27 protein-coding genes and 1 pseudogene are annotated in these 26,492 nt (G+C 57.3%); 15 read left to right on the top strand and 13 right to left on the bottom strand.

Translation table 11 applies throughout. The annotated features are described in order from the left end of the window. From HU773_RS13600 to HU773_RS13620, 5 genes are all read left to right on the top strand, one after another. The gene (locus HU773_RS13600) at window positions 1–1,632 is read left to right on the top strand and encodes an ABC transporter ATP-binding protein (RefSeq protein ID WP_128593689.1); all 1,632 of its coding nucleotides are present in this window, start codon (window positions 1–3) and stop codon (window positions 1,630–1,632) included. A gap of 130 nt (window positions 1,633–1,762) precedes the next feature. Beyond that, window positions 1,763–3,043 carry an OprD family porin gene (locus tag HU773_RS13605; RefSeq protein ID WP_128593690.1) on the top strand — a complete coding sequence of 427 codons (1,281 nt, stop codon included), beginning with the start codon at window positions 1,763–1,765 and terminating at the stop codon, window positions 3,041–3,043. Window positions 3,044–3,110: 67 nt separating this feature from the next. Beyond that, complete coding sequence (locus HU773_RS13610) at window positions 3,111–4,628, top strand: serine hydrolase domain-containing protein (protein ID WP_169990117.1); 1,518 nt, start codon at window positions 3,111–3,113, stop codon at window positions 4,626–4,628. Then, the gene (aptA, locus tag HU773_RS13615) at window positions 4,625–5,950 is read left to right on the top strand and encodes an omega-aminotransferase AptA (protein WP_128593691.1); all 1,326 of its coding nucleotides are present in this window, start codon (window positions 4,625–4,627) and stop codon (window positions 5,948–5,950) included. The genes HU773_RS13610 and aptA overlap by 4 nt, the downstream gene beginning before the upstream one ends. A gap of 14 nt (window positions 5,951–5,964) precedes the next feature. Continuing rightward, window positions 5,965–7,383 (top strand): aldehyde dehydrogenase family protein, encoded by a 1,419-nt coding sequence (locus HU773_RS13620; protein WP_128593692.1) that lies wholly within the window; start codon window positions 5,965–5,967, stop codon window positions 7,381–7,383. A gap of 97 nt (window positions 7,384–7,480) precedes the next feature. On the opposite strand, the gene HU773_RS13625 is transcribed toward HU773_RS13620, so the two are convergent. Both HU773_RS13625 and HU773_RS13630 read right to left on the bottom strand, forming a co-directional pair. Continuing rightward, window positions 7,481–7,837, bottom strand: coding sequence for a type II toxin-antitoxin system RelE/ParE family toxin (locus HU773_RS13625; RefSeq protein WP_128593693.1), 357 nt, complete (start codon window positions 7,835–7,837; stop codon window positions 7,481–7,483). A gap of 2 nt (window positions 7,838–7,839) precedes the next feature. Beyond that, window positions 7,840–8,130: a type II toxin-antitoxin system ParD family antitoxin gene (locus tag HU773_RS13630; protein WP_032698686.1), complete on the bottom strand. Its 291-nt coding sequence runs from the start codon at window positions 8,128–8,130 to the stop codon at window positions 7,840–7,842. 297 nt (window positions 8,131–8,427) lie between these two features. On the opposite strand from HU773_RS13630, the gene HU773_RS27810 reads away from it, so the two are divergent. Both HU773_RS27810 and HU773_RS13635 read left to right on the top strand, forming a co-directional pair. Next, window positions 8,428–8,577 carry a 5'-nucleotidase gene (locus HU773_RS27810; protein ID WP_411356325.1) on the top strand — a complete coding sequence of 50 codons (150 nt, stop codon included), beginning with the start codon at window positions 8,428–8,430 and terminating at the stop codon, window positions 8,575–8,577. 29 nt (window positions 8,578–8,606) lie between these two features. After that, on the top strand, window positions 8,607–8,969 hold the full coding sequence (locus tag HU773_RS13635; RefSeq protein WP_411356326.1) for a 5'-nucleotidase: 363 nt from the start codon (window positions 8,607–8,609) through the stop codon (window positions 8,967–8,969). Window positions 8,970–8,992: 23 nt separating this feature from the next. Here HU773_RS13635 and HU773_RS13640 read toward each other — a convergent pair whose 3' ends face one another. The 8 genes from HU773_RS13640 to HU773_RS13675 form a co-directional block, all read right to left on the bottom strand. Next, a complete protein-coding gene (locus HU773_RS13640; RefSeq protein WP_128593711.1) occupies window positions 8,993–9,475 on the bottom strand; it encodes a hypothetical protein in 483 nt (160 codons plus the stop codon). Window positions 9,476–9,616: 141 nt separating this feature from the next. Further along, a complete protein-coding gene (locus HU773_RS13645) occupies window positions 9,617–10,030 on the bottom strand; it encodes a hypothetical protein (RefSeq protein WP_128593712.1) in 414 nt (137 codons plus the stop codon). 50 nt (window positions 10,031–10,080) lie between these two features. Then, a complete protein-coding gene (hxsA, locus tag HU773_RS13650; RefSeq protein WP_128593713.1) occupies window positions 10,081–10,689 on the bottom strand; it encodes a His-Xaa-Ser repeat protein HxsA in 609 nt (202 codons plus the stop codon). Further along, window positions 10,686–11,921, bottom strand: a complete 1,236-nt coding sequence (gene hxsC / locus HU773_RS13655; RefSeq protein ID WP_128593714.1) for a His-Xaa-Ser system radical SAM maturase HxsC — start codon at window positions 11,919–11,921, stop codon at window positions 10,686–10,688. Before hxsC ends, hxsA begins: the two co-directional genes overlap by 4 nt. Next, window positions 11,921–13,408 carry a His-Xaa-Ser system radical SAM maturase HxsB gene (gene hxsB / locus HU773_RS13660; protein WP_186625730.1) on the bottom strand — a complete coding sequence of 496 codons (1,488 nt, stop codon included), beginning with the start codon at window positions 13,406–13,408 and terminating at the stop codon, window positions 11,921–11,923. The genes hxsC and hxsB overlap by 1 nt, the downstream gene beginning before the upstream one ends. Then, window positions 13,405–13,704 carry a His-Xaa-Ser system protein HxsD gene (gene hxsD, locus HU773_RS13665; RefSeq protein WP_057438442.1) on the bottom strand — a complete coding sequence of 100 codons (300 nt, stop codon included), beginning with the start codon at window positions 13,702–13,704 and terminating at the stop codon, window positions 13,405–13,407. The genes hxsB and hxsD overlap by 4 nt, the downstream gene beginning before the upstream one ends. Before the next feature lie 569 nt (window positions 13,705–14,273). Continuing rightward, on the bottom strand, window positions 14,274–15,539 hold the full coding sequence (locus tag HU773_RS13670; RefSeq protein ID WP_200661123.1) for a low temperature requirement protein A: 1,266 nt from the start codon (window positions 15,537–15,539) through the stop codon (window positions 14,274–14,276). A gap of 126 nt (window positions 15,540–15,665) precedes the next feature. Next, window positions 15,666–16,592, bottom strand: coding sequence for an AraC family transcriptional regulator (locus HU773_RS13675; protein ID WP_186625732.1), 927 nt, complete (start codon window positions 16,590–16,592; stop codon window positions 15,666–15,668). Window positions 16,593–17,071: 479 nt separating this feature from the next. Here HU773_RS13675 and HU773_RS13680 point away from each other — a divergent pair, with 479 nt between their 5' ends. From HU773_RS13680 to HU773_RS13715, 8 genes are all read left to right on the top strand, one after another. Next, on the top strand, window positions 17,072–17,689 hold the full coding sequence (locus HU773_RS13680; protein ID WP_120733046.1) for a hypothetical protein: 618 nt from the start codon (window positions 17,072–17,074) through the stop codon (window positions 17,687–17,689). A 144-nt stretch (window positions 17,690–17,833) separates the two neighbouring features. After that, complete coding sequence (locus HU773_RS13685; protein WP_120733048.1) at window positions 17,834–18,292, top strand: (2Fe-2S)-binding protein; 459 nt, start codon at window positions 17,834–17,836, stop codon at window positions 18,290–18,292. 11 nt (window positions 18,293–18,303) lie between these two features. Next, a complete protein-coding gene (locus HU773_RS13690) occupies window positions 18,304–20,490 on the top strand; it encodes a xanthine dehydrogenase family protein molybdopterin-binding subunit (protein WP_198817441.1) in 2,187 nt (728 codons plus the stop codon). A gap of 2 nt (window positions 20,491–20,492) precedes the next feature. Further along, complete coding sequence (locus HU773_RS13695) at window positions 20,493–21,476, top strand: XdhC family protein (protein WP_120733050.1); 984 nt, start codon at window positions 20,493–20,495, stop codon at window positions 21,474–21,476. Then, a complete protein-coding gene (locus HU773_RS13700; protein WP_186625734.1) occupies window positions 21,466–22,446 on the top strand; it encodes a GTP 3',8-cyclase MoaA in 981 nt (326 codons plus the stop codon). The genes HU773_RS13695 and HU773_RS13700 overlap by 11 nt, the downstream gene beginning before the upstream one ends. A gap of 54 nt (window positions 22,447–22,500) precedes the next feature. Next, the gene (locus tag HU773_RS27640; protein ID WP_057959688.1) at window positions 22,501–22,857 is read left to right on the top strand and encodes an NTP transferase domain-containing protein; all 357 of its coding nucleotides are present in this window, start codon (window positions 22,501–22,503) and stop codon (window positions 22,855–22,857) included. A gap of 468 nt (window positions 22,858–23,325) precedes the next feature. Further along, entirely contained in the window at window positions 23,326–23,496 is a 171-nt protein-coding gene (locus HU773_RS13710; RefSeq protein ID WP_120733054.1) for a ribbon-helix-helix protein, read from the top strand. A 95-nt stretch (window positions 23,497–23,591) separates the two neighbouring features. Beyond that, window positions 23,592–24,179 (top strand): hypothetical protein, encoded by a 588-nt coding sequence (locus HU773_RS13715; protein ID WP_186625736.1) that lies wholly within the window; start codon window positions 23,592–23,594, stop codon window positions 24,177–24,179. 41 nt (window positions 24,180–24,220) lie between these two features. Here the strand turns inward: HU773_RS13715 and HU773_RS27550 are convergent. The 3 genes and pseudogenes from HU773_RS27550 to HU773_RS13730 all read right to left on the bottom strand — a co-directional run. Further along, window positions 24,221–24,409, bottom strand: a pseudogene (locus tag HU773_RS27550) (IS66 family transposase); the annotation flags it as partial. A 107-nt stretch (window positions 24,410–24,516) separates the two neighbouring features. Further along, complete coding sequence (locus HU773_RS13725; protein ID WP_057959686.1) at window positions 24,517–25,518, bottom strand: aldo/keto reductase; 1,002 nt, start codon at window positions 25,516–25,518, stop codon at window positions 24,517–24,519. A gap of 79 nt (window positions 25,519–25,597) precedes the next feature. Beyond that, window positions 25,598–26,428: an oxidoreductase gene (locus tag HU773_RS13730; protein ID WP_186625738.1), complete on the bottom strand. Its 831-nt coding sequence runs from the start codon at window positions 26,426–26,428 to the stop codon at window positions 25,598–25,600. Between the last annotated feature and the right edge of the window lie 64 nt (window positions 26,429–26,492).

The raw sequence follows: 26,492 nt of genomic DNA on the forward strand, positions 1-26,492 counted from the left end.
ATGAGCGCTCCAGTCCCTTTACTGGCCGTTGAAAATCTACAGATTCGCGTCGGCGTGGACGGTCCGCTGGCCGTCGATGACTTCAGCTTCACCATGGCCCCCGGCGAAATCGTCGCACTGGTGGGCGAGTCGGGTAGCGGCAAGACTATGGCCGCGCGAGCTGCCATTGGCTTGCTGCCAGCACCGATGCAGGTGTGCGGTGGGCGCATCCTCTTCCAGGGGCAGGCGCTGGATAGCAGTAATGCCAAGGCCATGCGTGAAGTGCGGGGTGCGCGGATCGGCATGGTGTTCCAGGAACCGATGGTCTCGCTCAACCCCGCGCTGACCATCGGCCGGCAGATGAGCGAGGCACTCAAGCTGCATACCACGTTGGATTCGGCGACGATCCATGAGCGCTGCATCGCCATGCTGCAACGCATCGGCATCAAGGACGCCGAAAAGTGTCTGGCATCCTACCCGCACCAATTCTCCGGTGGCATGCGCCAACGCATCATGCTCGCCTCGGTGATGTTGCTGCGCCCGGCGCTGCTGATTGCCGACGAGCCGACCACGGCCCTGGATTGCCTGGCGCAACTGGATGTGATCGAGTTGATGCTGGAACTGACCCGCGAGCAGGGCACCGCGATTCTGTTTATCAGCCACGATCTGTCCCTGGTGGCGCGTTATGCCCACAAAGTCGTGGTGATGCGCTCGGGCAAGGCGGTCGAGCAGGGCCGTATCGAAGACATCCTCTTTGCCCCCGAGGCCGAATACACCCGGCAATTGCTGGACGCGCTGCCACGGCGCGGGGAACTGGTGCCACTGCCGACGGCCGATCGCGCGTTGTTGCAGGTCCGGGATGTGTGTATCGAACACCCGGGACCGCGCAGTTTCTGGGGGCGCAGCGTGCCCAATCGCGTGGTGCACTCGGTGAACCTGAGTATCGCGCCGGGCGAGACCCTGGCCCTGGTCGGTGGCAGCGGTTCGGGCAAGACCACCCTCGGGCGTGCGGTCGTCGGGTTGGTCAACCCCTGTGCCGGGGCGATCCTGTTCCAGGGCGTGGATATCCTCAAAGCCGCCAACCGGGCACACCGCCTGCAATGCCAGATGATTTTCCAGGATCCGTATTCGTCCCTCGACCCGCGCATGACCGTCGGCCAGATCCTCGCCGAACCGCTGCGCCATGAACCAGCCCTGACGGCCGTGCAAAAGCGTCAGCGGGTCACCGACACTCTGGTCGACGTAGGCTTGCCCGAACAGTTTCGCGAGCGCTTTGCCCATCAACTCTCCGGTGGTCAGCGCCAGCGCGTGGCGATTGGCCGTGCGTTGGTGCGGCGACCCAAGCTGGTGATTGCCGACGAGCCGATTTCGGCACTGGACATGACCATCCAGAAGCAGATCCTCGAACTGTTCGAGCGCTTGCAACGCCAATACGGCTTTGCCTGCCTGTTCATTTCCCACGATCTCTCGGCGGTAGAACGCATCGCCCACCGCGTGGCGGTTATGAACCAGGGCGAAGTGGTCGAAATGGGCCCACGTGACACGATTTTCGACGCCCCCCAACACCCTTACACCCGTCGGCTACTCGCCGCGGCCAGCCCCTTGGAGAAACGTGCGGACGGCAGTTACCGCCTCCGTGCCAGCGTGATTTAGGTACTGCTGCACCCCAGGCCACGGCATTAAAACCCAACCCTTCGCAAATCGACGATTTGCGAAGCGGGCGAAGCCATGGCCGAAGAAAACAAAAACAACCCCACTCAACCTGTCTGCCAGGAACCTACACATGAATAACCGCATCAATAAAGTTGTCACCAGTGCCAGCGTCATGGGCGCCGGTTTCATGCCCTTGTTTGCCCAGGCCGACTTAGTCGCCGATAGCAAAGCGGCGCTGGAGTTGAAGAACTACTACTTCAGCCGCGACTACCGCGAGTCCAGCGGACAGAACAAGCGTGCCGAATGGGCGCAGGGTTTTATCCTCAAGCTCGAGTCGGGCTTTACCGATGGTACCGTGGGCTTGGGCCTGGACGCGGTAGGCATGTTGGGCATCAAGCTCGATTCGAGCCCGGACAACTCCGGCACCGGGCTGCTGGCGCGCTCCAGCATGGCCGAGCCAGGCTCCCCCAGCTACGCCCGCCGAGCCCATGACAACTACTCCAAACTTGGCCTCACCGGTAAGGCGCGCCTGGCCAAAAGCGAGTTGCGCGTGGGTTACATGGTGCCTGACCTGCCGACGCTGCAGCCGAACCTGAGCCGCTTGTTCCCGCAGAGTTTCAGCGGTACTGCACTTACCTCCAAGGACATCGACAAGCTGACACTGACCGCGGGCCAACTGGACCAGGTCAAGCAGCGCGACTCAACCCATTACGAGGATATGGGGCTTACCAGTCAATACGGCGCCTACAAAAGCAGCGCCAAGAGCGATGAGTTCCGCTATGCCGGCGGCGAGTACGCACTCACACCGACGACCTTTGTGACCTACCAGTTCGCGCAACTGGAAAGCCTGTACCAACAGCATTACCTGGGCTTGAAAAACAGCTTCAAGTGGGGCCCTGGCATGTTCAAGACCGATATCCGCTACTTCAGCGCCAGTGAAGACGCTGCGGCCCTGGCCGGCAAGGTGGATAACCGGGCGTTGAGCACGCGCATCGGCTATGGCCTCTACGGCCACAACCTCAGCGGCGGTTACCAGGAACAGTACGGTTCGACGCCGTTCACGTATGTGGACGGTACCAACACCTACCTGTTCACCGAGTATCAACTGGCCAACTTCTCCCAGACCGGCGAGCGCGTATGGCATGCCCGCTATGACTATGACTTCGCCTCGCTGGGCATTCCGGGCCTGCTGTTCTCGATGCGTTATGCCAAGGGCGACAACGCCAAGGTCATCGGTTTCAACGGCGAAGGACGCGAGTGGGAGAGGGACTTGAGCCTCGGCTATGTGGTGCAGAGCGGCACGTTCAAGGATGTATCGCTGCGTTGGCAGAACGCCAGTGCCACGAGCAACTTCGCCCGTGACACCAACGAAAACAGAGTGATCCTGGGCTACACCGTGGCGCTCTGGTAGCGGTAATGGCGTGCAACAGGAACAGCCTGTTGCACGCCCAAGCAGTGGAAATGAGGGGATAGATCAGATGACGAGTTTGCCGTTGCGGCGGGCACTGCCCAGTCAACAACGCGTATCGGCGCGTGGCGTAAGTGATTTCATCGAAGCGGTGAACGCTGCGGACCTGGAGTTGCACAGCTTCATGCTGTACCGCGATGGCGCGGTGGTAGCTGAAGCGTTCTGGGCGCCTTATTGCGCCGCACGCCTGCATGTCCAACATTCGGCGACCAAAAGCTGGGTGTCCATGGCCGTCGGGCTGTTGGTGGATGACGGCGCGCTGTCGTTGGACGCCAAAGTGGTGGATTTTTTTTCCGCCGATTGCCCGGCATCCATCAGCGCCAACCTGGCGGCCATGACCGTTCGGGATTTGCTGACCATGCGCACCGGCCACCGCCAGGGCATCTCTGGTGGCGCCTGGCGCGGGCGCAGTGACAGTTGGGTGCGGTTGTTCCTCAATGAGCCGGTCGAAGACCCGCCAGGGCACCGGTTTATCTATAGCAGTGCGTCGAGCTTCATGCTCTCGGCGATTGTCAGCGTGGTCAGCGGCCAGACGGCGTTCGAGCTGTGCAACGTACGCATCTTCCAACCCATGGGCATGGGCCCCATCGAGTGGGACCTGGCACCTGGCGGTTTCAACACCGGTGGCAATGGCCTCAGTTGCCGCACCGAAGACTTGCTCAAGTTCGGCGTATTGCACTTGCAACACGGCAATTGGGAGGGGCAGCAATTGCTGTCCCGGGAATGGGTGGCCCAAGCGACCCGCGGGCATGTCGATGATGTATGGATGGGCGCCTTCGATGGCAAGCGCTACCTGAGCCGCGACGAGTCGAGCGATGCTGCTGTCACGCGTCGCGAAGGCTACGGCTACCAGTGGTGGATGACCCTGCACGGTGGGTATTACGCCTCCGGCGTGTTTGGCCAGCAGTGCATTGTGTTACCTCGTCATAACGCGGTGATTGCCTTTACCGCGGGGCTTGCCCTGGGCGAGCGGCGCTTGCACAGCCTGCTCTGGGAGCATCTTTTGCCTGCGCTGGACGTGCCCACCGAAGGCCCGGCGGATGCCGGCCTGGCGGCGCTGCTGGCGCATCAACAGCGGCCGGTCCTGTCTGGCGCCGCGAGCTCGCCGCGCCAGGCTGAATTCAGCCGCACGTTTGTCATGCAGGCCAACGAAGACCAGGTCAGCGAAGTACGCCTGGAGTTCGGACCTGAGCATTGTGACTTTTACCTCACCGACCCCCGTGGCACCCACTGCATTCGTGCCGGGTTCACCGCCGGCATCGAAACCCAGACCAGTATGACCGGCCACTATCTGCATCACCAATACCAGCCGGAACTCACCCCGGTGGTGGCGCAGGCGCGCTGGACCGAAGACGGGGTGTTGAGCATGACCTGGCAGTTTGTCGAGACGGCGTTTTGTGATCGGGTCACCTGCCGTATCGAACACGGCACCTTGTCCGTGGACCGCAGCGTCAACGTAAATGCAGGCCCGTTGCAGCGCCCGACGCTGACCGGCCACCCAGCCATCGCTTTGCAGGAGTCGCCATGAACGATCTTTCCAACCCTTCAATTTCCGCGCGCGGTGCGTTCTGGGCGCCATTCACCCCGATGCGCCAGTTCCAGCAACAACCGATGATGTTTGCCAGCGCCGACGGTATGCACTACACCACTACCGATGGGCGCCGCGTACTCGACGCAATGGCGGGGCTATGGTGCGTGAATGCCGGGCATGGCCAACCGAAAATCGTCGAAGCCATTCGCGAAGCAGCGGGGCGCCTGGACTTCGTCTCGTCATTCAAGATGAGCCACCCACAGGCCCAGGAAATGGCCGAGCGCCTGATCGACATCAGCCCCGCCGATATGGAGCAGGTGTTCTTCACCAACTCGGGTTCTGAAGCGGTGGATACCGCGCTGAAGATCGCGCGGGCCTATCACCAGGCGCGTGGTGATTGCCGCCGGACCAAATTTATCGGGCGTGCCAAGGGCTACCATGGCATGGGCTTCGGTGGGCTGTCGGTATCCGGTATCGGCCGCCAGAAGCGTGACTTTGGCCCACTGCTGGGGGAGGTCTCGCACCTGCCATTGCCCTATGACGCGGGCATGCGTTTTAGTGTCGGGCAGCCGCAGCAGGGCGCCAGTTACGCTGATGCGCTGACACAACTGCTGGATATCCAGGACCCTAGCACCGTGGCTGCGGTGATTGTCGAGCCGGTTACCGGTTCCGGCGGGGTTTATCCGCCGCCCCAAGGCTATTTGCAACGCTTGCGCGAGATTTGCACACGGCACGGCGTGCTGTTGATTTTCGACGAGGTAATCACCGGCTTTGGCCGCGTCGGCGCGCCCTTTGCCGCGCAAGCCTTCGGCGTCCTGCCGGACCTGATCACCACCGCCAAGGGCCTGACCAACGGTGCCGTGCCCATGGGCGGCGTGCTGGTCAGTGGCGCGGTGTATGAAGCGTTCATGGCCGGGCCGCCGAATGTCATCGAACTGATGCATGGCTACACCTATTCAGCGCATCCACTGGCGTGTGCGGCCGGGTTGGCGACCCTCGAGGTGCATCGTGAATTGAGTATCAACCAGCACGTCAACGCGGTCAGCGGGCTGTGGCAGTCGACCGCACTCGCGCTGCAAGGTATCGGTGCGGTGCTGGACGTACGCGCGATCGGTTTGCTCTGCGCGGTAGAACTCGAGCCGCGCCCAGGTTTCCCCGGCGCGCGTGGCAGCGAGGTTGCGCAGTGGTGCTTTGACAACGGCGTGCTGGTGCGCGGCTCTGGCGACACCATTGTGATTTCGCCGCCGCTGGTCATCAGCCCGCAGGAGATCGCCCAGGTGTTCGACACCCTGGCGAGTGCCCTGAAACACGTCGCCTGAAGGGAGTCCAAGGTATGTCGGATCTGTTTGAGTTCTACATTGGCGGTGCCTGGGTCAAGCCCCACGGCACGGCCGTTGAAACCGTGGTAAACCCGTCCACCGAGCAGATGGTTGCGCGCATCATCCTTGGCGACAGCCATGATGTGGACCGCGCAGTCGGCGCGGCCAGGCAAGCGTTTGCGGGGTTCGCGGCCAGTTCGCTTGAGGCGCGTATCGACCTGCTACAACGTATTATCCAAGCCTACAAGCGCAACAGCGAAGCGCTGATCGAAGCGGTTCACCTGGAAATGGGCGCGCCGCTGTCCCTGGCCCGCAGCGCCCATGTGCCGGCAGGCCTGGGCCATCTGGTACAGGCGTTGGATGTGTTACGCGAGTACCGCTTCGAGCGTCGTCTGGGCAATACGTTGGTGGTACGCGAGCCCATTGGCGTGTGCGCCCTGATCACGCCCTGGAACTGGCCGCTTAATCAACTCACCTGCAAACTCGCCCCCGCGCTGGCCGTGGGCTGCACCGTGGTGCTCAAACCCAGCGAGCGTGCGCCATTGTCAGCCCGGATCATTGCCCAGGTGCTGCATGAGGCCGAGGTGCCAGCGGGGGTGTTCAACCTGGTCAACGGCGACGGGCCAGGGGTGGGGGCCGCATTGGCGCGCCATGCCGAGGTGGACATGGTGTCTTTTACCGGTTCCACCCGTGCCGGCGTTGCAGTGGCCAAGGCGGCGGCGGATACGGTCAAGCGTGTGTCCCAGGAACTGGGCGGCAAATCCGCGAATATCCTGCTCGACGATGCCGACCTGCCCAGCGCTGTGCGTCATGGAGTGTTGGGCTGTATCCGCAACAGCGGCCAATCGTGCAATGCACCGACGCGGTTGTTGGTGCCGCGTGCGCAGCAACAGGCGGCGATTGAGATCGCCGAGCAAGTACTCACGCAGGTGTGCTACGACGACAGCAACCCGATCACCGCCATCGGCCCTCTAGCCAACGCCATGCAGTTCGAGCGGGTACAGGACATGATCGCCCAGGCCATCGCCGAAGGCTCGCGGTTGATCGCCGGAGGGCTGGGGCGGCCGGCAGGCGTTGAGCGTGGCTACTATGGGCAACCGACTCTATTTGCCGACGTCACACCGGATATGCTGGTGGCACGCGAGGAAATCTTTGGCCCGGTCTTGGCGATCATCCCGTATGACAGCGAAGCCGAGGCAATAGCGATCGCGAACGACAGCCCCTACGGCTTGTCTGGTTACGTCACCTCGGCCAACCTTGAACGCAGCCGCAGGGTCGCCCGGCAACTGCGTACCGGCATGGTCCACCTCAACGGCGCCCGCGCCGACCAGGCTGCGCCGTTTGGCGGCTACAAACAGTCGGGCAACGGCCGCGAGTGGGGAGAGTCTGGGTTTGACGAGTATCTGGAGAGCAAGTCGCTGTTTGGGTATTAAGTGGTTTCAGGCATGAATTTACAGGCTGATCCGGCGACGATCATGGCGTTTTGTCTGATATTGGTCGGCCAGTTAATCCGTTGGGCCAGGTCGCTGATCAGTCGTCAGGCAAGTGCAACTGCACTTCCATGGCGTCATGAAGGAGCCTGACGACCTCGATCACGTCGTCGTTTGCCACACGATAGAACACGATATGGCGTGGGTTTTTGACCATTCCACGGGCTTGTTTGGCCTGCTGGCGTGAATAGATGAGGTGATAGCTGCGAAGGCCCGGTGCAAGCTCATCGCGGTCGTGGCTGCCAATGCGATAAGGCGTGTCGGCGAGCGCTTGCAGCGTCGCGAGGATGAGCATCTGGTAGCGCTGGCGTGCCTGATCGCCGAACTGCGTCTGGGAGAGCCTGAGGATGTCGACAATGTCGGCGCGTGCCGCGTTGGAAATCCGATACTGCGGCATGCTCAGTGTTTCTCGCGCGCGGGGAGGGTTGCCTCCAGGCTCAAGCCCTCGAGGTAGTGCTCCAGATCCCCTTCGTTCACCTGAGTAAAGCGCCCGTGCTCAAGATCCATGATGCCGATCGAGGTCGCCTGACGCAGCGCCTCAATTTTGGCGGTGTCTTCGGCGACGCGCTGCTCCAATAAACGCAAACCCTCTCGCATCACTTCGCTGGCATTCTGATAACGGCCGGACTGCACCAGGTCATGGATAACCTGTTCTTGGTGAGGGGTGAGCACAACGTTTCGCGTCGCCATAACTTAGCTCCAGTTCCATGCAAACGGGTACTTTTGATTGTTGGCATATTATGCCATCTTCGATGAGGAGAATAGCTTGGGGCCGACATCCGGCGATCAGGTGGTGGGCAGCGTCAATCAGCAAGGTTCAAAGTGATACATCCCTAATAAAGCAACTGCAGATTGATTTGAAGGCTGATATGCCTGACTGTGCATGCAGGAGGCGCGCGATGTGTGTTTCTCGATCCGCCCTGAAAATCGATCGGCATGTTCGATGCCCATCAATATTTGCGTCTAGAGGTATCAAGAGAGGTCCCAATGCCCTATGAGTTAGAAAATCGACTGGTGATCGGCGTCGCTTCCAGCGCTGTGTTTGATTTTCGGGCATCGGACGCAGTGTTTCAGAGTCAGGGGGGAGGAGAAATACCGCAAGTTTCAGCAAAAAAATCTTCACGTTCCGCTTCCTAAGGGGTAACCCAGGGCTGCTGGAGGAGTTCATGGTACGGATATCCAAAATCCAGTCAGCCGAAGAGAAGCACAAGAAGCTCAATCCTAAATACGAAAACCGCATACGCGTCTCGATCGTCACAGCCCGCAATGCTCCGTCTCATGAGCGTGCGATGAATACACTCAAGAGTTGGGGTGTCATGGCTAATGACGCATTCTTCCTGGGTGGCATCGAGAAAGGCAAAATCTTGGGTGTATTGAAACCACACATCTTCTTCGATGACCAATCAGGGCACCTTAAATCGACTAGCGCAGTTGCTCCATCCGTGCACATTCCTTTCGGCATCACCAACCATGTCGCGACAGTGGTTGCGTTAGAGCCTGAAGCTGATCATGTCCAGCAGGTGGTGTAACACGGAGGTTTGAGCGCGTAGTGCTACAGAAATCCGTATAGGCTCCTCGGGCACCCGTTGTTGGATAGGGTAATTAGGCTTGCTCGCGAACCTGCATCCAGTCGAAAAAAACTTCGGATGCAAAGCCGACGCCGCAGTTGGCGTCGAACCGCTCGTTGATTCTGACGAGAGTCATCTGCTGATTGTGGTGAGGTCGGGAAAAAAGCTCCACTAGGTTCGCTGTGCAGGAAGAAATCGCCGAGCTTTGCCCCGCAATTTTCGCAGTGATTCATCAGGTAGCGGCTGCATGCCGCTTTGCTGTAGGCCTGCTTGAACTTGTTGGTGAAATGATGGATCTGCTTCGCTACCAAGGGAGAGAGGCTGACGACGTTGGAGACCGTTCCGCGATACCCATGGCACTTCCATTCGCCGAGGTTCCTTGTGAGCTCGAAATCTTCGTCCTCATCCTCGTAGTAATCGAACTCTTCATGTTGCTCCGACAGCTTGAATGAGAACACGCGGGTCAAATTTGAGCAGTTCCAGCAGTCGGATACTGACTCTATAACGTAGTAATACGGTGCTCTGACGCTAAATTCAGGTCCGTGCTCCAGGTTCGCGTGCTCTGTTACGGGCAGCCATTGAGCCAAGGGGCTATATCTCGGCTCCCCTCAGGGCAGTAGCCAAGTACTGTTTGGGGTGGTTGAACAGATGCCGACTGCCTGGCACTGCTCCAGAATCGGCAGAATGTAGGTGATGTTGGTACGCCCCGGCTTGCCATCTTCTCGGTAACGAGCCGCCTGGCACAGTGGGCCGGCTTTTTCGTACGTATGGTTGGAGCTGATTTCAGCCGCTTGTGCTTGGCCGAAATGATTGTTTCCGGTGAGGTAGTCCAACGTTTGTTGGAAAGCTGTTCGAGTCAGCGCCAACTGCGAGTCTTGCGATCCGGTCTCAATCATAACGCGATCTGCATCAACGGTCGTGATACGGAAACGGGCGCTACGCGATGGTGTTTGCAGTTCCTTGCCTTGCAGGCGGCTGATCAATGCCCAGAGAGTGTTGTCGACTTGAATGATGTGCTGCATGGGATTACTCCTTCGTTACTGAGCGGACGCTAGCTTTAACCTGAAACAACTTATGGAATCTTGATACCCAACGCATTCAGCGATGGCGTATCCATCCGGCCATTCACGGTCAGCCCACTGTCCATCTGAAAGGCCATCAACGCACCACGTGTCGCCTTGCCCATCACCCCATCAATGATGCCTTGGTAATACTGGCGCACCATCAGCGCGGTCTGCACACGGGTGACCAGGTTGCTTTTCTGTTCATTGGTCGCGCGGCTCTTTGAAGTGCTCGAACTTGTCCCGCTGGTAGTGCCAGACGACTGATAAAGGCTGTTGCTGCTTGGGGAACTGCTCGAAGCACTCGGCGTGCTGTAGCTTCGGGTACTGGTAGCGGGTGGGCTGTAGTAGCGAGGTGCGCTATAGCCACCCGAGCCACTGTAGTGAGAACTGTGCGAACTGTGGGACCGATGGGAACTGTGCGAGCGATGCGCCGCATAGATGTTGACTGTGTTTGGCGCATTGAGCGTATCGGCAAATACCGGGGGCTGTAGCTTGTCGTTGGGTTGCCAGTTTGCATCGGCGAGCGACAGATGGCCCGCATGTGCCAGGGCGGTACCTGCCATTGGCAGCAAGCTGATCCCACTGATCAGGACTTTCCAGCGGTCGAGCAATTTCACTGTGCACTCCTTGCATAGGCGCTAAAGGCCTCGTTCGAAAGTAGTTGTACGCCGCGACTCTGCCAGCGGTCGGTGTGGGATTTGAAGAAGCCAGAGCATTGTTTGACGGCAGCACATTGCTGGCAGGTATCGATGAACAGGTTCTTCCAGTCCGAGATGCTCTGGCGGGCGAAACGCGAGAGGTGGGCCGGGATCAGGCATAGGGGCAAGTTATAGATCGAAACCGGCATTCCGCGGTTGAACAGGAAATACACGGCCTGGCTCAACGACTCCTGATAGTCCAGCGGGTCAATCCACAGTTCTTCGTAGTTCTTCCTGGCCAGGCCGGTACTTTCGATACCCATCAGTGCAACATGCCGCACGAAGGGCAGGTTCCTGAACACGTAGTGGGCGAGCTCTGGCAAGCGTGGTGTGGTCAGGCGATTGAGCACCACGCGTATCTCTATGATCTGGTTGGCGCGCGCGAGGTTGTAAAGACCTTGCAGGGTTTCGCTGAATGCCCCTGAAGCCTGCACCACATGGTCATGGTCTTCGGCATTGTCGGCATATAGCGGGATGCCCCAGCTCAACTGAGGGTGGCCGATGGCAGAGAGTGCTGCGATCCAGCTCGGGTCTTGGAACAGACGCCCGTTGCTGAGCACATGAATGGATTTTTGCGGTAAAACGGCTTTGCACTTGGCCAGGATTTCGAGCAGGCCGTCGCGATAAAGCGTTGGTTCTCCGCCGCTGACTCCCAGACTTTCCTCGCCCGGGTCCATCAGGTCGATCAGCCGTAGGTTCTCCTCGATGTGCCAACGGTCATCGATATCTTTGGGCGGCTGCGAGCACATCAGACAGAGGCTGTTGCAACGATCGGTCATGAACAGCAGGTTACTGTCTGAGCCTCGTCGATAGAGCACTCGCACCAACGCGTTGCCGGGTGCGATGGCAATGACATCGCCGGGCTGCACGACATCCGCATTTTTGGGGGCGTGCAGGTACGGCCGCTCGCTGTCGAGGTCGCCGATCAATGGCTCCGGGATCAGGAAACCACCTACTGGTAATGAGAGCAGATGCGGGCTATGTAGCCGTTCTTCGTTTGGCAGCCAAAGTAGCAGGTCACCGAATTCAGCGCTTCCGGCACAAACAGCCAGGCCTTGTTCGATGAACTCATCCAGAGTGATGACCTTGAACAGTTTCGGCTCATTGAGGTGATGGATTTCGAAGTGGGTATCTTTGCGCAGCATCGCCATCAGCCCCTGTAACCCGGGAACCGGACATCGTTGTAAGAGCGCTTGTTCAACCAAGACAGCAGCACCCTTTGCACATTGTCGTCGCCATCGCGAAGCTGGCCGAAAAGATGCTTCAGCAGCCCCATGTTCTTCTTGCAGAAGCTGCTGAACACTCGGTGTCCGATTGGGTCAGCCTGACGGGCGTAGTGTTCGATGGGGTCAGCACCACAGTACGGGACAAGTGCGCAGTCGGAGCAGCCCGGCAGCGCCTCTGCCACACCACTGGCGAGCAACGCATTCATAACGGGCGATGCAAGTAATTCAGACAAGGGTTGCTGCACGGTGCCGAGCCTCAAGCCGTCTTCACCCATCTCCAGCAACATTCGGGCTTCGTCTGAGGGATAGACGTAACCGTCATAGTTATAAACCAGCGCCGCAGTGCCTGCGCCAGCGGGAGAGCGCAGGTCTACATAGCCGGAGGAGAAGGGTGTCAGGATATTCTTCAGCAACAGGCTCGTATAACTCTCTGAGAGGTATACGCCCTGTTGGTTGATATGCAGCAAATAGGCCAAAGCCTTCTTGTAGAAGGCCAGGTATCGCTCAATAGGGTAATCCAGTCGATGGGCACTCTTGGTGGCAAACCCATAAGGGCTCAGAGGCCGAAGCGAGATGCTGGAGAAGCCCTGGCTTACATACTCATCAATGATCGCTTCAGGTTGTTCGAGGCTTCTTGAGGTCAGCGTGGTAAGCGCGGAAACTGCATCATGGCCAAGGCGCTCACGGACCCACTGGATGCCTTTTACAGTGCGTTCGTAGGAGTCTCGTGACGGGGTAGGGCGGTTGGCATTGTGCAAGGGCGCCGGCCCATCGAGCGAGGTCGAAAACTGGATGCGATTTTGTTCTGCGAAGTCGAGTATTTCCTCCGTCAGGTGGTGCAGCGTGGTGGTGATGACGAACTGGATATCCCGTTGTTCGACCACGTTTCGCTCAACGACCCATTCAACAATCTGACGGACGCGCTCGAAGGCTAGAAGCGGCTCGCCACCCTGAAACTCCACAGTCAGGGTGGGGGCGTTCGATTCGAACAGGCGATCGACCGCCGCCTGTGCATCTGCTTCCGACAGGTCATGGCCGGTTCCCCCCAAAGGCGCCCGCGACACCTGGCAGTACTGGCAGGTGTGGTTGCAGCGCAATGTAACCACGAACAAGTGCAGTGCAGGGCCCTGGAAGAGGAAGTCCTTGCGGCTGCGATACTGCGCGGCCATTTCCAGGAACGGGTCATGGCGGCCTGGTTCGTAGATGAAGTGGCGGGCCAGCAAGTCCTTGTAAAAAGGTGTACTTGCTTGAACGTCGAAGTAACTGAGGGCTCGTAATTGCGCGTCGTTCACGTGCATGTACTCACCGGTATCGGAGGTGAGCAGGATGTCACGGCTATGTCCCATGTTCATGCGCATGAATCGAAAAGGCAGCAAGCGGTAGTGCTTGGCGTCTGTCGCAATCAGTGTCACTGGGAAATCCCACATCCAGCGAGCGCGGCTCGGGCCAGGACTTCGCGCAACCCTGCTGTTTCGCGGTTGATATGGTCGCGTAGGGCGAAGTCGTTCAGATGCTGAAGGATCAGCGAGTGAGCCTGCTCCGGGGAAAGCATTAACCTTACTTCAGCGGGGTGGGCCGTGAGGCTTATCTGATTGGCGTCAATACCGACCTGGATCGTGACAGTGTCGGCCAGAGAATAAGCGGCGCGTTGCACCACGCTGAGCGGGTAGGCTGCGCTGTCGAGTTTCAGCGTGACTGGCCATGTCATCGGAATCGGTCCTTCAAATCCATTGGAATCGTGTGGATTTTGCCGGTTGCCGAGGCATTATGCCATCATATTTTTTTACATTTGCACGCATTTGTCCGGCGTGGTGGGTGATGCGCTCACTACGGCCCGGCCATTGATACGGGGTAGGGCCGAGGGGGCATGTCCACCCATCCTCATCAATAGCCTGCTTGGCCTAAGCCTGGGGGCGTCCTTTTCGAGCCATCCAAAGCATGCCCTCATATGTGCCCCCAATGTAGCAATCCACTGGAAGTGAATGGAGCTCCATGGTTTATGGAAAGGCGGAAATGATCAGCCGAACAGCCTGCCAGACGACCCCTAAAGACTCTCAGGATCCCCCAAAAACATTTTGACTTGGCTCTAGGACGGTGTTTCCAGGTCGAACGAGTTTGTTTTTGCCCCCACTCGCACCGAATACGCGAATGGACGTGAAGGGCGGCTTCCGACGAACTCCAGTGTGGCAGTGGCTGGTACTCAGTGTTTTTCTCCCGCGGGGATCGTTGCCTCCAGGCCCAAGCTGTTGAGGTAAGGAGTCGAAAGATAACGCCGACTTACGCGGCCTCCGCTAATCGTTCACTGAGCATTTCTCCCTGGTGACGATGCCCTAGAACCTCGTAACCGACTACTGTGATGATAGGCGCAAACATGAGCACGACCAGGCACACTACGATGCTCATGCCCAACATAGCTGCGCCGATCGCAACCGCGATGACCACAACGGTCGCCAGCAAGAGCCATACGTGCAGTAGGTCAAAGTGGCGCACTAGAAAATAATGAAGCGCGTAAATCAGCCCAAGAAAGATCGCAAGCGGAATAGCTGTGGCGAGCAGAGCCGGTAGCACTCCAATGTGGGCTTTGTTCTCGATAAAGTTCGCCGCGACGTCCAGTCCCGCACCCGTTGCGACAATCGAGGCAATAATCAGTATTTGCCCATAGCTCCATACGAAAGCGCGCGAGCGATAAGCGTGCAGCACGTTAGCCGATGGCAGAATTGAATAGACCCACCACATTCCAAAGGTGATTCCGACACCTGCAACGCAGGCCAGTGCCGTTTCAGCCGTCCATCCCACATGCTCCATTTCCGCAGACAGGGCTGCGACCGTCCCCACCAACCCTTCGCCCAGGGCAATAATTGCGAACAAGCTGTAGCGCTCTGCAATGTGCTCCGCGTGCCACGGCGTGCCGCCGTCCCTGCGTTCCGCCAATATCGGACCTGCAAACTCGACTAGAAACCACAAAAAAAACAGTGTGATGGTGACGTCTATCGAAAGAGGAAAAATGAAAAGTGCTATCCAGCCGAGTTGCGCCACCGCGATCGCGACAGCGTAAGTGATGCAGGCGCGGCGCCTTGAAGGGTCTTGTTTCGCTGCTCGCAACCACTGAAATATCATCGCAATGCGCATGATCACGTAGCCCAGTACCATAACTGAAGCATCCAGCTGGTGACCCTCCTCTATTGAGGAGAACAGCCGTGGCAATCCGATCGCCAGCACGAGGACACCAGCCATCTGCACCATTGTGGTAATGCGAAAAATCCAATCGTCAGTATCGTAGGCTGATGCGAACCACGAGAAATTGGTCCAAGCCCAACAAATGCAAAAGCTCGCGAATCCGAACCCAATCAATGCAGTGGAGTAGTGGCCTGCTGCCAATGCATGTGCGAGTTGGGTAGCAGCAAACGCGAAGCAGGTCGCGAAGGTCAGGTCGAACAATAGTTCGAGAGACGAGGCAACGCGGTGTGTTTCGTGCGGATCGCGCCCGGACATCCGCCGTAGGTGATGGTGAAGAGCTTTAGTAACAGACGCCGATGTGCTCATGCGTGATCCCTCGTTGGCAAGCGCCATGTATCAAAGGTGGTTTGAAAAGTTATGTTCAACGTGACTCGCATAGGTCATTTCGCTTCCCGCGCGTGACGCCACAAAGAGGTTGGCTCAAGGAGTCGGCTATTCAGACACGTCCGCGTCAAGACGCATGCGCCGAATATCGCGCGAAGGGGGCGAGCCAAACAGTCGCTTATATTCCCGGCTGAATTGCGAGGCGCTTTCGTAGCCGACAAGGTTGCTGGCTTCGCCTGCGTCGAAAGCCTGGTTCAACATCAATTGCCGAGCCTCTTGCAGGCGCATTTGCTTTTGGAACTGCAGAGGACTCATACCGGTGATATCGCGAAAGTGCTGACGGAACGTTGATGGAGTCATGTGCGCGTGAGCGGCCAGGTCATCCAGATTCAAAGCTTGTTTGAAATTCTTCCTGAGCCAGGAAAGGGTTTGGGCCATTCGCTGACGCGGCGTGCCATCGGCAATGATGTGGCGAAGTTGGGAACCTTGGGGACCAGCTAACAAACGGACGACGATTTCTTGCTGAAGCAGTGGCGCAAGTGGGCTTACCAATTGCGGCTCGTCCAGTAGCCGTACCAGTCGCAAAAACGCATCGAATAAAGCAGGCTCCAGCTTGTGGACAGAGATTGGCTCATAGGCGGTCTCGGGCGAAGACGGCAACTCCATCTCATAGGCCACTTGCGCAATCTGGCGAATGTCCAGCTTCAGCATCATACCCAGCAGTGGTTCGCTGCGAGATGCCCGCGTGACGTGGGCAGTCACTGGCATGTCGAAAGTCGACAGCATCAATTGGCCAGGCCCGTAATTGTGCACCTTGTCGCCGACCATGATTTGCTTATAGCCCTGGGTAATGACGCCTATGCCCAGGTTATAGATGCAAGGCATCGGCTCGCTAACGCCATGACGGCGATGCATTGTCAGCGCGGGAAACGCTGTAGTGAAATCACCGTCAGTGCTGGCAAAACGCTGAATCGCGGCGGACAACTCTGCTGCCTGAGGGACATTTGCGGTTTTAGATCCCTGATCGTCGTGCATTTGGTAATTTCCTTAGCTAACTAAACGGAAAATGGTAGCAGCAGGCGCCGCTGGAAGTTGTAGCCCCCCTGAAATTTCCGTCTTTTAGGTAAAAAAATCTAAGAATCAGGCAATTTGGTCTTGGTTGTAGTGCAGTCCACTAGATGCAAGCCATGCCCGACCGTTGTTGCCTGGCCGTCCAGCATCGCAAGATCATTCGCCTCCCGCGTCGCTAATTGCCGAATCCGATTAATCAGGCAAGTAATCATAACTTTTGTGCAAGCAGTCGAGATGTTGCTCACCTACTCTTAAGCATCTGCGTGGACAACAAAGTGGTGACTGCATCATCAGAAATCGCGCCGTGGGTTATCCATTGGCTGTCACCGGATCAATCAAGAGCGGCGTAAAAAGATGCCGCCTGAATAACCTGGCATGTTCTGGAGAAAGTATTCACCAAGCCGTCTGTCCAACACCGTGAGTTCGCCTGAAGGACCTTTATAATGAAAATAGGACTGATCGCATTATTACTGGCATTGCCTATTTCGGGCACGGCACTGGCTGACAGCGCAGGCAGTTCCATGCCTCCGGCAGGTAGTGTCAGTAAAGCCGAGGGGTTAAAGGCTTGGCAGCGGATTGAAGCCGTGGTGACTCACCCGCGCTGCGCCAACTGTCACGTCGGCCCCAACAATATTCCAATGTGGACCATCGCCAGTGAGAACAAGACCCGCCCGCACGGCATGAATATCCACGCGGGTGACTCTCGAATAGGCGTTGAAACAGTGTCTTGCGTTGCTTGTCACGCAAGTTCGGACACACCAAACGTTGCCCCCAACATGCCGCCGCATGTGGGCCTTCCCTGGCAGCTCGCCCCAGTGGCATTCGAGTGGTTCGCAAAGACCGGCGCGGAGATTTGTACCCAGTTGCGCGACCCCAAGCGTAATGGGGGACGTGATGCCGCTGGCCTGGTTGAGCACCTTCATCATGACGCAAAGATAAAGGGCTTTATTCCCTGGGCCTGGGTTCCCGGACCTGGGCGCTCTACACCGCCAGGCAGTTTCGAGACGCACGTGCAGGACATGACCGTGTGGGGTGCTGCAGGCCAGCCTTGTCCCGAATGATGAACATATTGATGTGCTGCCAAACAGTTTTTGGCGAGCGATCTGCGAGTGTCTGGCACTCGCCCTTTAAACAGCCTTCGGGCAAACGCTTCGCAAGGCTGGCCTGGCGCCAGCCATTTAAACACCTACGGGTCGGAGGATTTCATGATCACGCTTAATATCAATAACAAGGACCTGCGTGTCGACGTTGCCCCCGATACGCCCCTGCTGTGGGTGCTGCGCGATAGTTTGCAGCTTACCGGTACCAAGTTCGGCTGCGGTATGTCCCTGTGCGGGGCGTGCACTGTTCACCTTAATGGTCAGCCCGTCCGCTCTTGCGTTACACCTGTCTCGGCAGCAGTCGAGGCGAAGATCGTCACGATTGAAGGTGTCGGCGATACCCCGACCGGTAAGGTAGTTCAGGAGGCCTGGCAACGGCTCGACGTGGTGCAGTGTGGTTACTGCCAGTCAGGTCAGATCATGAGCGCTGTGGCTTTGCTGCAAACCAATCGCTCACCTTCAGATACCGACATCGATCGAACAATGGGTGGCAATGTCTGCCGCTGCGCAACCTATGTACGCATTCGCGCGGCCATCCATGATGCTGCCAAGTCGCTGGCTTGAGCAACGAGGTAATGAATATGATCCGGTCTATCGAGAACGAAAGTCGTCGCCGCTTCCTCAAAGGTACAGCAGGCCTCACTTTGGCCGTTTATATGCCTTGGTCGCTGGCTGACAGCACCGCGCGCGTGGGAAAGAAGGAGGGAGAGTTTGAACCCAACGCTTTCTTGCGCATAGGCGAAGATAATGTCGTCACCGTCATCTCCAAACATTTGGAGATGGGACAAGGCGCTTACACTGGTCTGGCCACTTTGGTTGCTGAGGAGTTGGATGCAGACTGGGCGCAAGTCCGTGTTGAAAGCGCCCCGGCAGAGTCGCGTTACAAAAATTCGCTATTGGGTATTCAAGGTACCGGTGGCAGCAGCTCCATCGCCAACTCTTGGGAACAACTGCGCATGACCGGAGCTACCGCTCGCGCCATGCTGGTATCGGCCGCGGCTTGGCTGTGGAAAGTGCCGGCGCAAGAAATCGAAGTGGTAGATGGGGTACTGCGGCATGCTGCGTCGGGTAAGCAGGCAACATTCGGCCAACTTGCCAAGCTCGCCGCCGATCAGCCGGTCCCGGCCCAGGTCAAGCTCAAAGATCCCAGTGCATTCAAACTGATCGGTCGGCAGCAGTTGGCGCGTAAAGACTCGGCTGACAAGGTCAATGGCAAGGCGATCTATACCCAGGACATTCACTTGCCCGGCATGCTAACGGCTGTGGTTGCTCATCCGCCGCGCATTGGCGCCAAGGTGAAATCCTTTGATGCCAAGGCGGCGCTTGCCATCCCTGGAGTGGTACATGTGGTGCAGATCCCCAGCGGCGTCGCTGTTGTGGCGAAAGACACCTGGAGCGCAAAGAAGGGGCGTGACGCAGTAGCGATCCAGTGGGACGAGAGTGGTGCGTTCAAGCAAAGCTCCGAGCAGTTGTTCAAGCGCTACCGTGAGTTAGCCAAAACGGAGGGTACGGTTGTCCGCAACGATGGTGATGTTAATACCGGTCTTGCGGGCGCAACGCGTACGTTGGAAGCGGAGTACGACTTTCCCTTTCTTGCCCACTCGGCCATGGAGCCGATGAACTGCGTGGTCGCCCTGACTAAGTACGGTTGTGAAACTTGGCATGGTGCGCAAATGCAGTCACATGTGCAGACGGTGTTGGCCGACCTGTTCGGCCTGGAACCGGAGCAGGTTCGGGTCCACACGCTTTACGCCGGTGGCAGTTTCGGCCGGCGGGCTAGTAAAGATGCTGATTACGTTTTGGAAAATGCCCATATCGTCAAAGCTATCGGTGGGAAGGCGCCGGTAAAACTGGTGTGGTTACGCGAAGACGACATGCAGGCCGGCCACTACAGACCGATGTACCATCATCGCCTGACTGCCGGGCTAGATGAGCAAGGCAAACTGGTGGCCTGGCAGCACCGCTTGGTCGGTCAATCCGTGTTCGCAGGATCACCTTTCGCTGCGTTTATTAAGGATGGCATCGACTCCACATCGGTAGAGGGAGGGTCGACGCTTCCTTATCGAATCCCCAATCTGCGTGTTGATCTGCATACCCCAAGCGATATTCCAGTACCCATACAGTGGTGGCGGGTAGTGGGACATTCCCATAACGCTTTCTCCACTGAGTGTTTTTTTGACGAGCTCGCTCAGATGGCGGGACAGGATCCAGTGGCCTGGCGCCTGGCAATGCTCGAAGGGCATTCACGTCACATCGAAACGCTCAAGTTGGTGGCGCAAAAGGCTGCCTGGGACACGCCGTTGGCAGCTGGCAAGCAGGGTGAACGTCGTGGCCGGGGAGTGGCTCTGCACGAAGCCTTTGGCTCTGTGGTGGCGCAAGTGGTCGAGGTTACGGTGCAAAGCGACGGCAAATTCAAAGTGGACCGTGTGGTTTGCTCGGTGGAATGCGGCATTGCGGTCAACCCGGATGTAATCCGTGCTCAGGTCGAGGGCTCCGTTGGCTTCGCTCTTTCAGCGGCCATGCACGAAGCGATTACCTTGACCGACGGTAAGATTGATCAATCCAACTTCCATAACAACGAACCGCTGCGCATCTATGACATGCCTAAGGTCGAGGTACATATAGTGCCGTCGGCAAGCCCGCCAAGCGGTATCGGTGAGCCGCCCGTTGCGCCTCTCGCGCCGGCGCTGGTGAACGCCTTGGCTGCGGCGACCGGCAAGCGTATTCGGCGCTTGCCTATCAGTGACCAGTTGTCGGCTTGACCATGCAGCATTTGGACTTGCAGGTTATTGAGCAAGCGTTGACCTGGACCCGCAGTGGCGAGGATGTTTGGCTGTGCACAGTGCTCGCCACTTTCGGGTCCTCTCCGCGAGGGCCAGGTTCCTGGCTCGTGGCCCGCAGCGATGGGCGCTACGTTGGCTCACTGTCGGGTGGCTGTGTCGAGGAGGATTTCCTTGAACGCTTGCAGGAGGGTGAGTTCGGGGATCGTATTCAGGTCGTGCGTTACGGGGATGCCCACGGTGGACCACGGGATTCGCGAATCACTCTGCCTTGCGGTGGAATATTGAAAGTGCTGATCGAGCGTCTGCCGGCCGACCCGGCGACACTGGACCAGTTGGAGATCATGCGTTCGACACTGCGCGGGCAGCGCCATCTGCTGCGTTGTGTCAACTTAAGCAGCGGCGATGCCCGTTTCGAGGTCGACGACGGCCTTGGCCCGCGGGTAGTTGAACAGGTCGAAAGTGAAATCGTGCATTTGCGGATCGGTCCGGCTGCGCGCCTGATCATCGCAGGTATGTCGCCGGTATCGGTGGCGTGCGCCGAGTTCGCCCGCACGCTTGGTTTCGAAGTCATCCTTTGTGACCCACGGGAGGAAGCTCTAGTAGGTGTCGAGCTACCCGGCATAGAGGTTAAAACTATCTTGCCGTCGATGTTCATCAGTGCCGGCGGATGCCATGCTGCCACTGCCGTAGTGGCGCTGACCCATGATCCGCGCATCGACGACTTGGCGATGATGGAGGCTGTAGGCACGTCGGCCTTCTACATCGGCGTCATGGGTTCGCTACAAACCTCTAAGCTGCGCGCGGAGCGACTGCGCCGTATCGGGAGGTTAAGCGACAAGCAAATTGCTCGACTGCACATGCCGATAGGGTTGTCCTTGGGCAGCAAGACGCCTGCCGAGATCGCACTGGCGGTGATGGCGGATATCATCCGAGTCCAGCGTGGAAGGTCACGCGATGCACTCTGAACCGATCGTCGATGGGCAAGGGCGGCGTTTGGGAAACCTGCGTCTGAGCCTGACCAGCGCATGTAATTACGCGTGCATCTACTGCGTGGCTGATGGCAAACGTCTTCAGGCTCGCAACGATAGCTTGTCGCTGGACAAGTTGTTGCTGGCGGTGGAATACCTGAAAACCGTAAACCCACTGGGGCGCCTGAGGATCACCGGCGGCGAGCCGCTGATCAGCCCTTTGTTCGATGGCTTTCTCGGGGCAGTAGGGCGGCTGGGCTTCGAAGATGTATCGCTGACCAGCAATGGTCAATTACTGTCGCGCAAGCTTCCTCTGTTATTGGAGGCTGGCGTCAAGCGTATCAACATTTCGCTCGACACACTGGATGCAGAGGCTTTCCAGCGCATCGCCCGGGGTGGGGATCTGGCCACAGTACTCGATGGCATTGACCAAACCCTGGAGGCTGGTTTGCAGGTAAAAATCAACATGGTGCCGCTTCTTGGGCACAACCATGATCAGATCTTACCTCTACTTGAGTACTGTCTGGCCCGGGGGGTGGAATTGCGCTTCATCGAGTTGATGCGCATGGGGCATCTGGCGCGCGATGATGAAACTTTTCGTCGGCAGTTCTATGGCATGGCCGAGATTCTTGAGGTTATCGGTCAGCACCATCCGTTCAGCGCAGTACCGAGTGCGCCCAGCGCCACGGCATTGCGCTTCAATATACCGGGGCGAGGTCACTTCGGCGTGATCGCCAACGCCAGCGCGCCTTTTTGCTGCAGTTGTAACCGAGTGCGCCTAAGTTCGAGCGGGTGGCTGCATGGGTGCCTTTCCTCCAGCCAAAGCCATTACTTGGGCGATGCCCTTGAACTTCCACGCGATCTTGCCTTGTCACGTATTCGCGAATTGTCGAGGCACGCCTTACTGGACAAACAACCGACTCATTTCACGGGCGACCTCATGATCATGAAAGTCATTGGTGGGTAATAAGCAATGATCCCTGAAACTGAATCGCCACCTCGGGTATGGGTAATACGCAGCATGGTTTCTGCCCGGGCTAGGAGCCAGGGCCTGCTAAGTGGTATACGGGCGATCGAGCACGCGGATGCATTGTCAGCGGCGAGCTTTCTTAGTGACATGCCCTGGATCACTGGCGACACTCTGCATCATCTCGTGTCAGTAGTCTCGCCTGAACGCATAGTTATTCCGACATTTAGGAGGGTACAAGGGGCTAATTTCTTGTTAAAGCGGCAGTTCTGGCAAACGTTAAAGTTGCTTGCTGAGGACTTCGATGAAAAAGACCAATTGCAGGTGGCTCCGCACCCTGTATGGCCCCCAGAACTAAGCGATATCGATTCCCGGCGGCGTGTCGAAATCGAAGAGTTCATCGAATGGTGATCACGCCTTTAGAATTTTCATCGTTCGCTTAGCTGTACAAGTACGACGTTCTACCTTTTTTAAGCTGGTTAAATGCGAATAAAAACATCCAAGTCTACAAGCTACACATCGAGCAATATTCATCTCTGAAGCTTTTCTGTAGAGCTCCTTTGGAAAGAGATGAATCTTTAGCGCCCCTCGGGGCGCTCTTTTTACCTAGTCGGTGGAAAATATATCTACTCATGGTGCCTGCAGTTTTACATATCCCTTCTAAGCGCAAGTCCTCGCCTGGAAAAACGAATCGCAGATACCCACCCGCGTCGCCATGGTGCTTCCCGAACTGCTCCAACTGCCTGACAAAGAGCGGAAGAGCTGGCAGCGGTATATGGCCGAGCCAGAATAGCTGGACTGGCTTGCGAGGCAGCATGCACTACAATCAAAAAGCCTAGGCGGAGTGACGAAATATAGGCGCCGGAGGAGTGGACACAAATGCAAAAGAATACTGAAAGGCTGACAATCTTGATTGCCCCATCGACTAAACAGCGTCTGGAGCAGGTCGCGGAAGAAGAAGACAAAACAACGTCGCAAATCATTCGGAGGCTGATAAAGCTATACCTCATAGAAGCCGAAACTCGGAGGTTGACCGGTGAGCCGGAGTAATTTTCTTTCGGGCAAGATCGCGTTGGAGTTACATATAGGAATACTCGGCCGCTTGGCCCCAAAAACTGTACTGCTCATCAAGGATGGAACTATCTATGGAAGTGGCCTCAACTCATCCAGAGTATTTTTCGCATGTGCGCACGATTATCGGCATGGTCTTGGGCCTAAGCCTTGCGCGACTGGTAAACGGCCTGACACGCTTCGTACAGCACCCAGGAATAATTAAAGTTTATCCTGTCCACCTTGGGTGGGTGATATTCCTCTTCATCACGATCGTGCACTTTTGGTGGTACGAATTCCATTTGTCGCGGATCCCTGTCTGGACATTCCCACTCTATGGGTTCCTGCTTTTCTACGCGATGGTGTTTGCAGCGCTCACGGCATTATTGCTTCCCGACCAAATGTATGAGTACAAGGGATTCGAGGACTACTTCGAGCAGCGCAAGCGCTGGTTTTTCGGACTACTTGCCTTTGCGTTTTTGCTAGATGTTGGAGATACATTAATAAAAGGCGAGGATTACCTGTACTCACTCGGGGTCGAGTACTTGATCCGACAGATTGCGTTCGTCCTCCTTTGCATAATTGCAGTAGCAATCACTTCAAAGAAACTCCAGATGGTTTTGGTGCTCGCGGCCATTACTTATCAGGTGAGTTGGATCTTGAGGCTTTATGTCATCCTTTGACAAGGCACGCACCCGCGTGTCTCCCACGGGCGCCGCAAGCTTCGATCTGCACGCGGCGGCCCGGTAAACCACCGGTTTGAGAGCCCAAGTACCCGTGGCCTGATATGGTTCTCCACCGGGTTGTAGTCGATGGGCACGGCCTCGTCTTCCGGGTAGCGCGTCAGCGCTACCCAGCGTTTAAGTCTGTAACCCAGGGTGTTGGCCGTTGCTGATCCATTGGGCATCTGATCGAGGCTAGGCGAGAAAGTCATGCCGCAGGTTGTGCCAGAGTAGGAGTCGATCAGCGGCGATAAGCTGATACCGGCATAAGTTTGCCGGTATCTCTTTTACTGCCGCATCAGGAGAATCCAGTCACCGCATGGGGTACATATGGGGCCTCAAGGCGTTTGACTTCCTCTTCGCTCAGTACCAACTCCAGCGCAGCGATTGCGTCGTCAAGTTGGGTTGCTTTAGAGGCGCCAACGATAGGTGCTGAGACGCCACGCTTGGCTAACACCCATGCCAACGCAATTTGCGCCATAGGCACGCCTCGTTCCCCAGCAATCTGCTCAACAATGTCAATCACCCGACCGTCTTCGACTTCAGTAGCCTGGTAAAACGACTGCCCTGAGAGATCGGTTTTGGTGCGCTCGGTCTGCTGGCCGTATGGTCTGGTCAGCCTGCCGCGTGCCATCGGACTCCATGGCATCAACCCCACGCCCTGATCGAGGCAGAATGGGATCATTTCCCGCTCTTCTTCTCGATACACCAGGTTCAGATAGTTCTGCATGGACACAAACTTGCTCCATCCGTTTGCCATGGCGACCTGCTGTGCTTTAGCGAACTGCCATGCATACATGGATGAGGCGCCGATGTACCTGGCTTTGCCTGCTTTGACGATGTCATGCAGGGCCTCCATCGTTTCTTCGATAGGCGTGTCGTAGTCCCAACGATGAATCTGGTACAGGTCGATGTAGTCGGTGCCCAAGCGAATCAGGCTCGCATCAACGCCGGCCATGATGGCTTTACGAGAAAGACCTTTCTCGTTTGGCTTTGCGGAGCCTTCCCATTCCCTCATGTTTGCCGGGAAAAATACCTTCGTGGCGATTACGGTCTCTTCTCGACGTGTGAACTCCTTCAGCAGCTTGCCAACGATAATTTCCGACGTTCCAGCGGAGTAGCTGTTTGCTGTGTCAAAAAAGTTGATCCCTTGCTCCACTGCGTGCTTGATGATCGGTCGGCTTGCTTCCTCACCCAATGTCCAGGGATGCATGCCAGCATCAGGATCACCGAAGGTCATGCATCCAAGGCACAGTCTGGAAACATCAAGGCCCGTACTACCAAGTTTCACGTACTTCATAAACCCTCCAGCAGATCGTTAATTGGGTAGTCAAGATACGCAAAAACCGAGCAAGCTCGGTTTCCATATCATTGCGTGTTTAGACTTTAAAATCGGTCGAGATAGACAGCTCTTTCCATTCAGCCAATTCAGCGTTCACAAAACGATTCTTCTCGCCAACGATGGCTACCGTGTCACTACCCATCGTCAAACGCTGTGGAGGGTTAGGTGCATTGACCAGCGTCAACATGGCTTCTGCAAACTTCAATGGATCACCGGACTGCGCGTGGTTAGCGCCCTCAGCAAACTGCCGCATTTTACCGACCGTCTCATCGTAGTCAGACAGCTCCAGCGCGGTCTTGATCAACGACTGCTCATCAAGAAAGTCGGTGCGGAAGAAACCGGGCTCAACGACCGTCACTCGAATTCCCAGAGGTGCCAATTCCTGATGCAGTGCCTCGGTAATGCCTTCCACAGCAAACTTGGTGGAGCAGTACACACCCCAACCGATAAACGACTGATATCCGCCTACAGAGGAAATATTGATGATGTGCCCGCTACGTTGCCGACGCAGGTGCGGCAGAACAGCGCGCGTCACGTTGAGCACACCGAAGACGTTTGTGGCGAACAGGCGTTCCGTCTCTTCAGCACTGGTTTCTTCAACGGCGCCCAACACGCCAAAGCCGGCGTTGTTGACGACCACGTCGATCTGGCCAAATCGCTTGATACCTTCGGCAACAGCCTGATGTGCTTCTTCTTCACTGGTTACGTCCAGGCGTACAGCCAACAGATTCGGGTGATCTCCCAAGCGACTGGTAATGTCTTGAGGCTTGCGAGCGGTAGCGATGACTGCATCACCAGCACGCAGAGCTTGTTCTGCGATGAGTGTGCCAAAACCACGAGAAGCGCCTGTAATGAACCAAGTACGCATATCAACTCCTCCTGCCAGTAGCCCGTGCGGCATTGCCGGGCCTTACTGATAAGTTGACGCAACT

Source organism: Pseudomonas shahriarae (genome assembly GCF_014268455.2).
GTDB classification, from domain to species: domain Bacteria; phylum Pseudomonadota; class Gammaproteobacteria; order Pseudomonadales; family Pseudomonadaceae; genus Aquipseudomonas; species Aquipseudomonas shahriarae.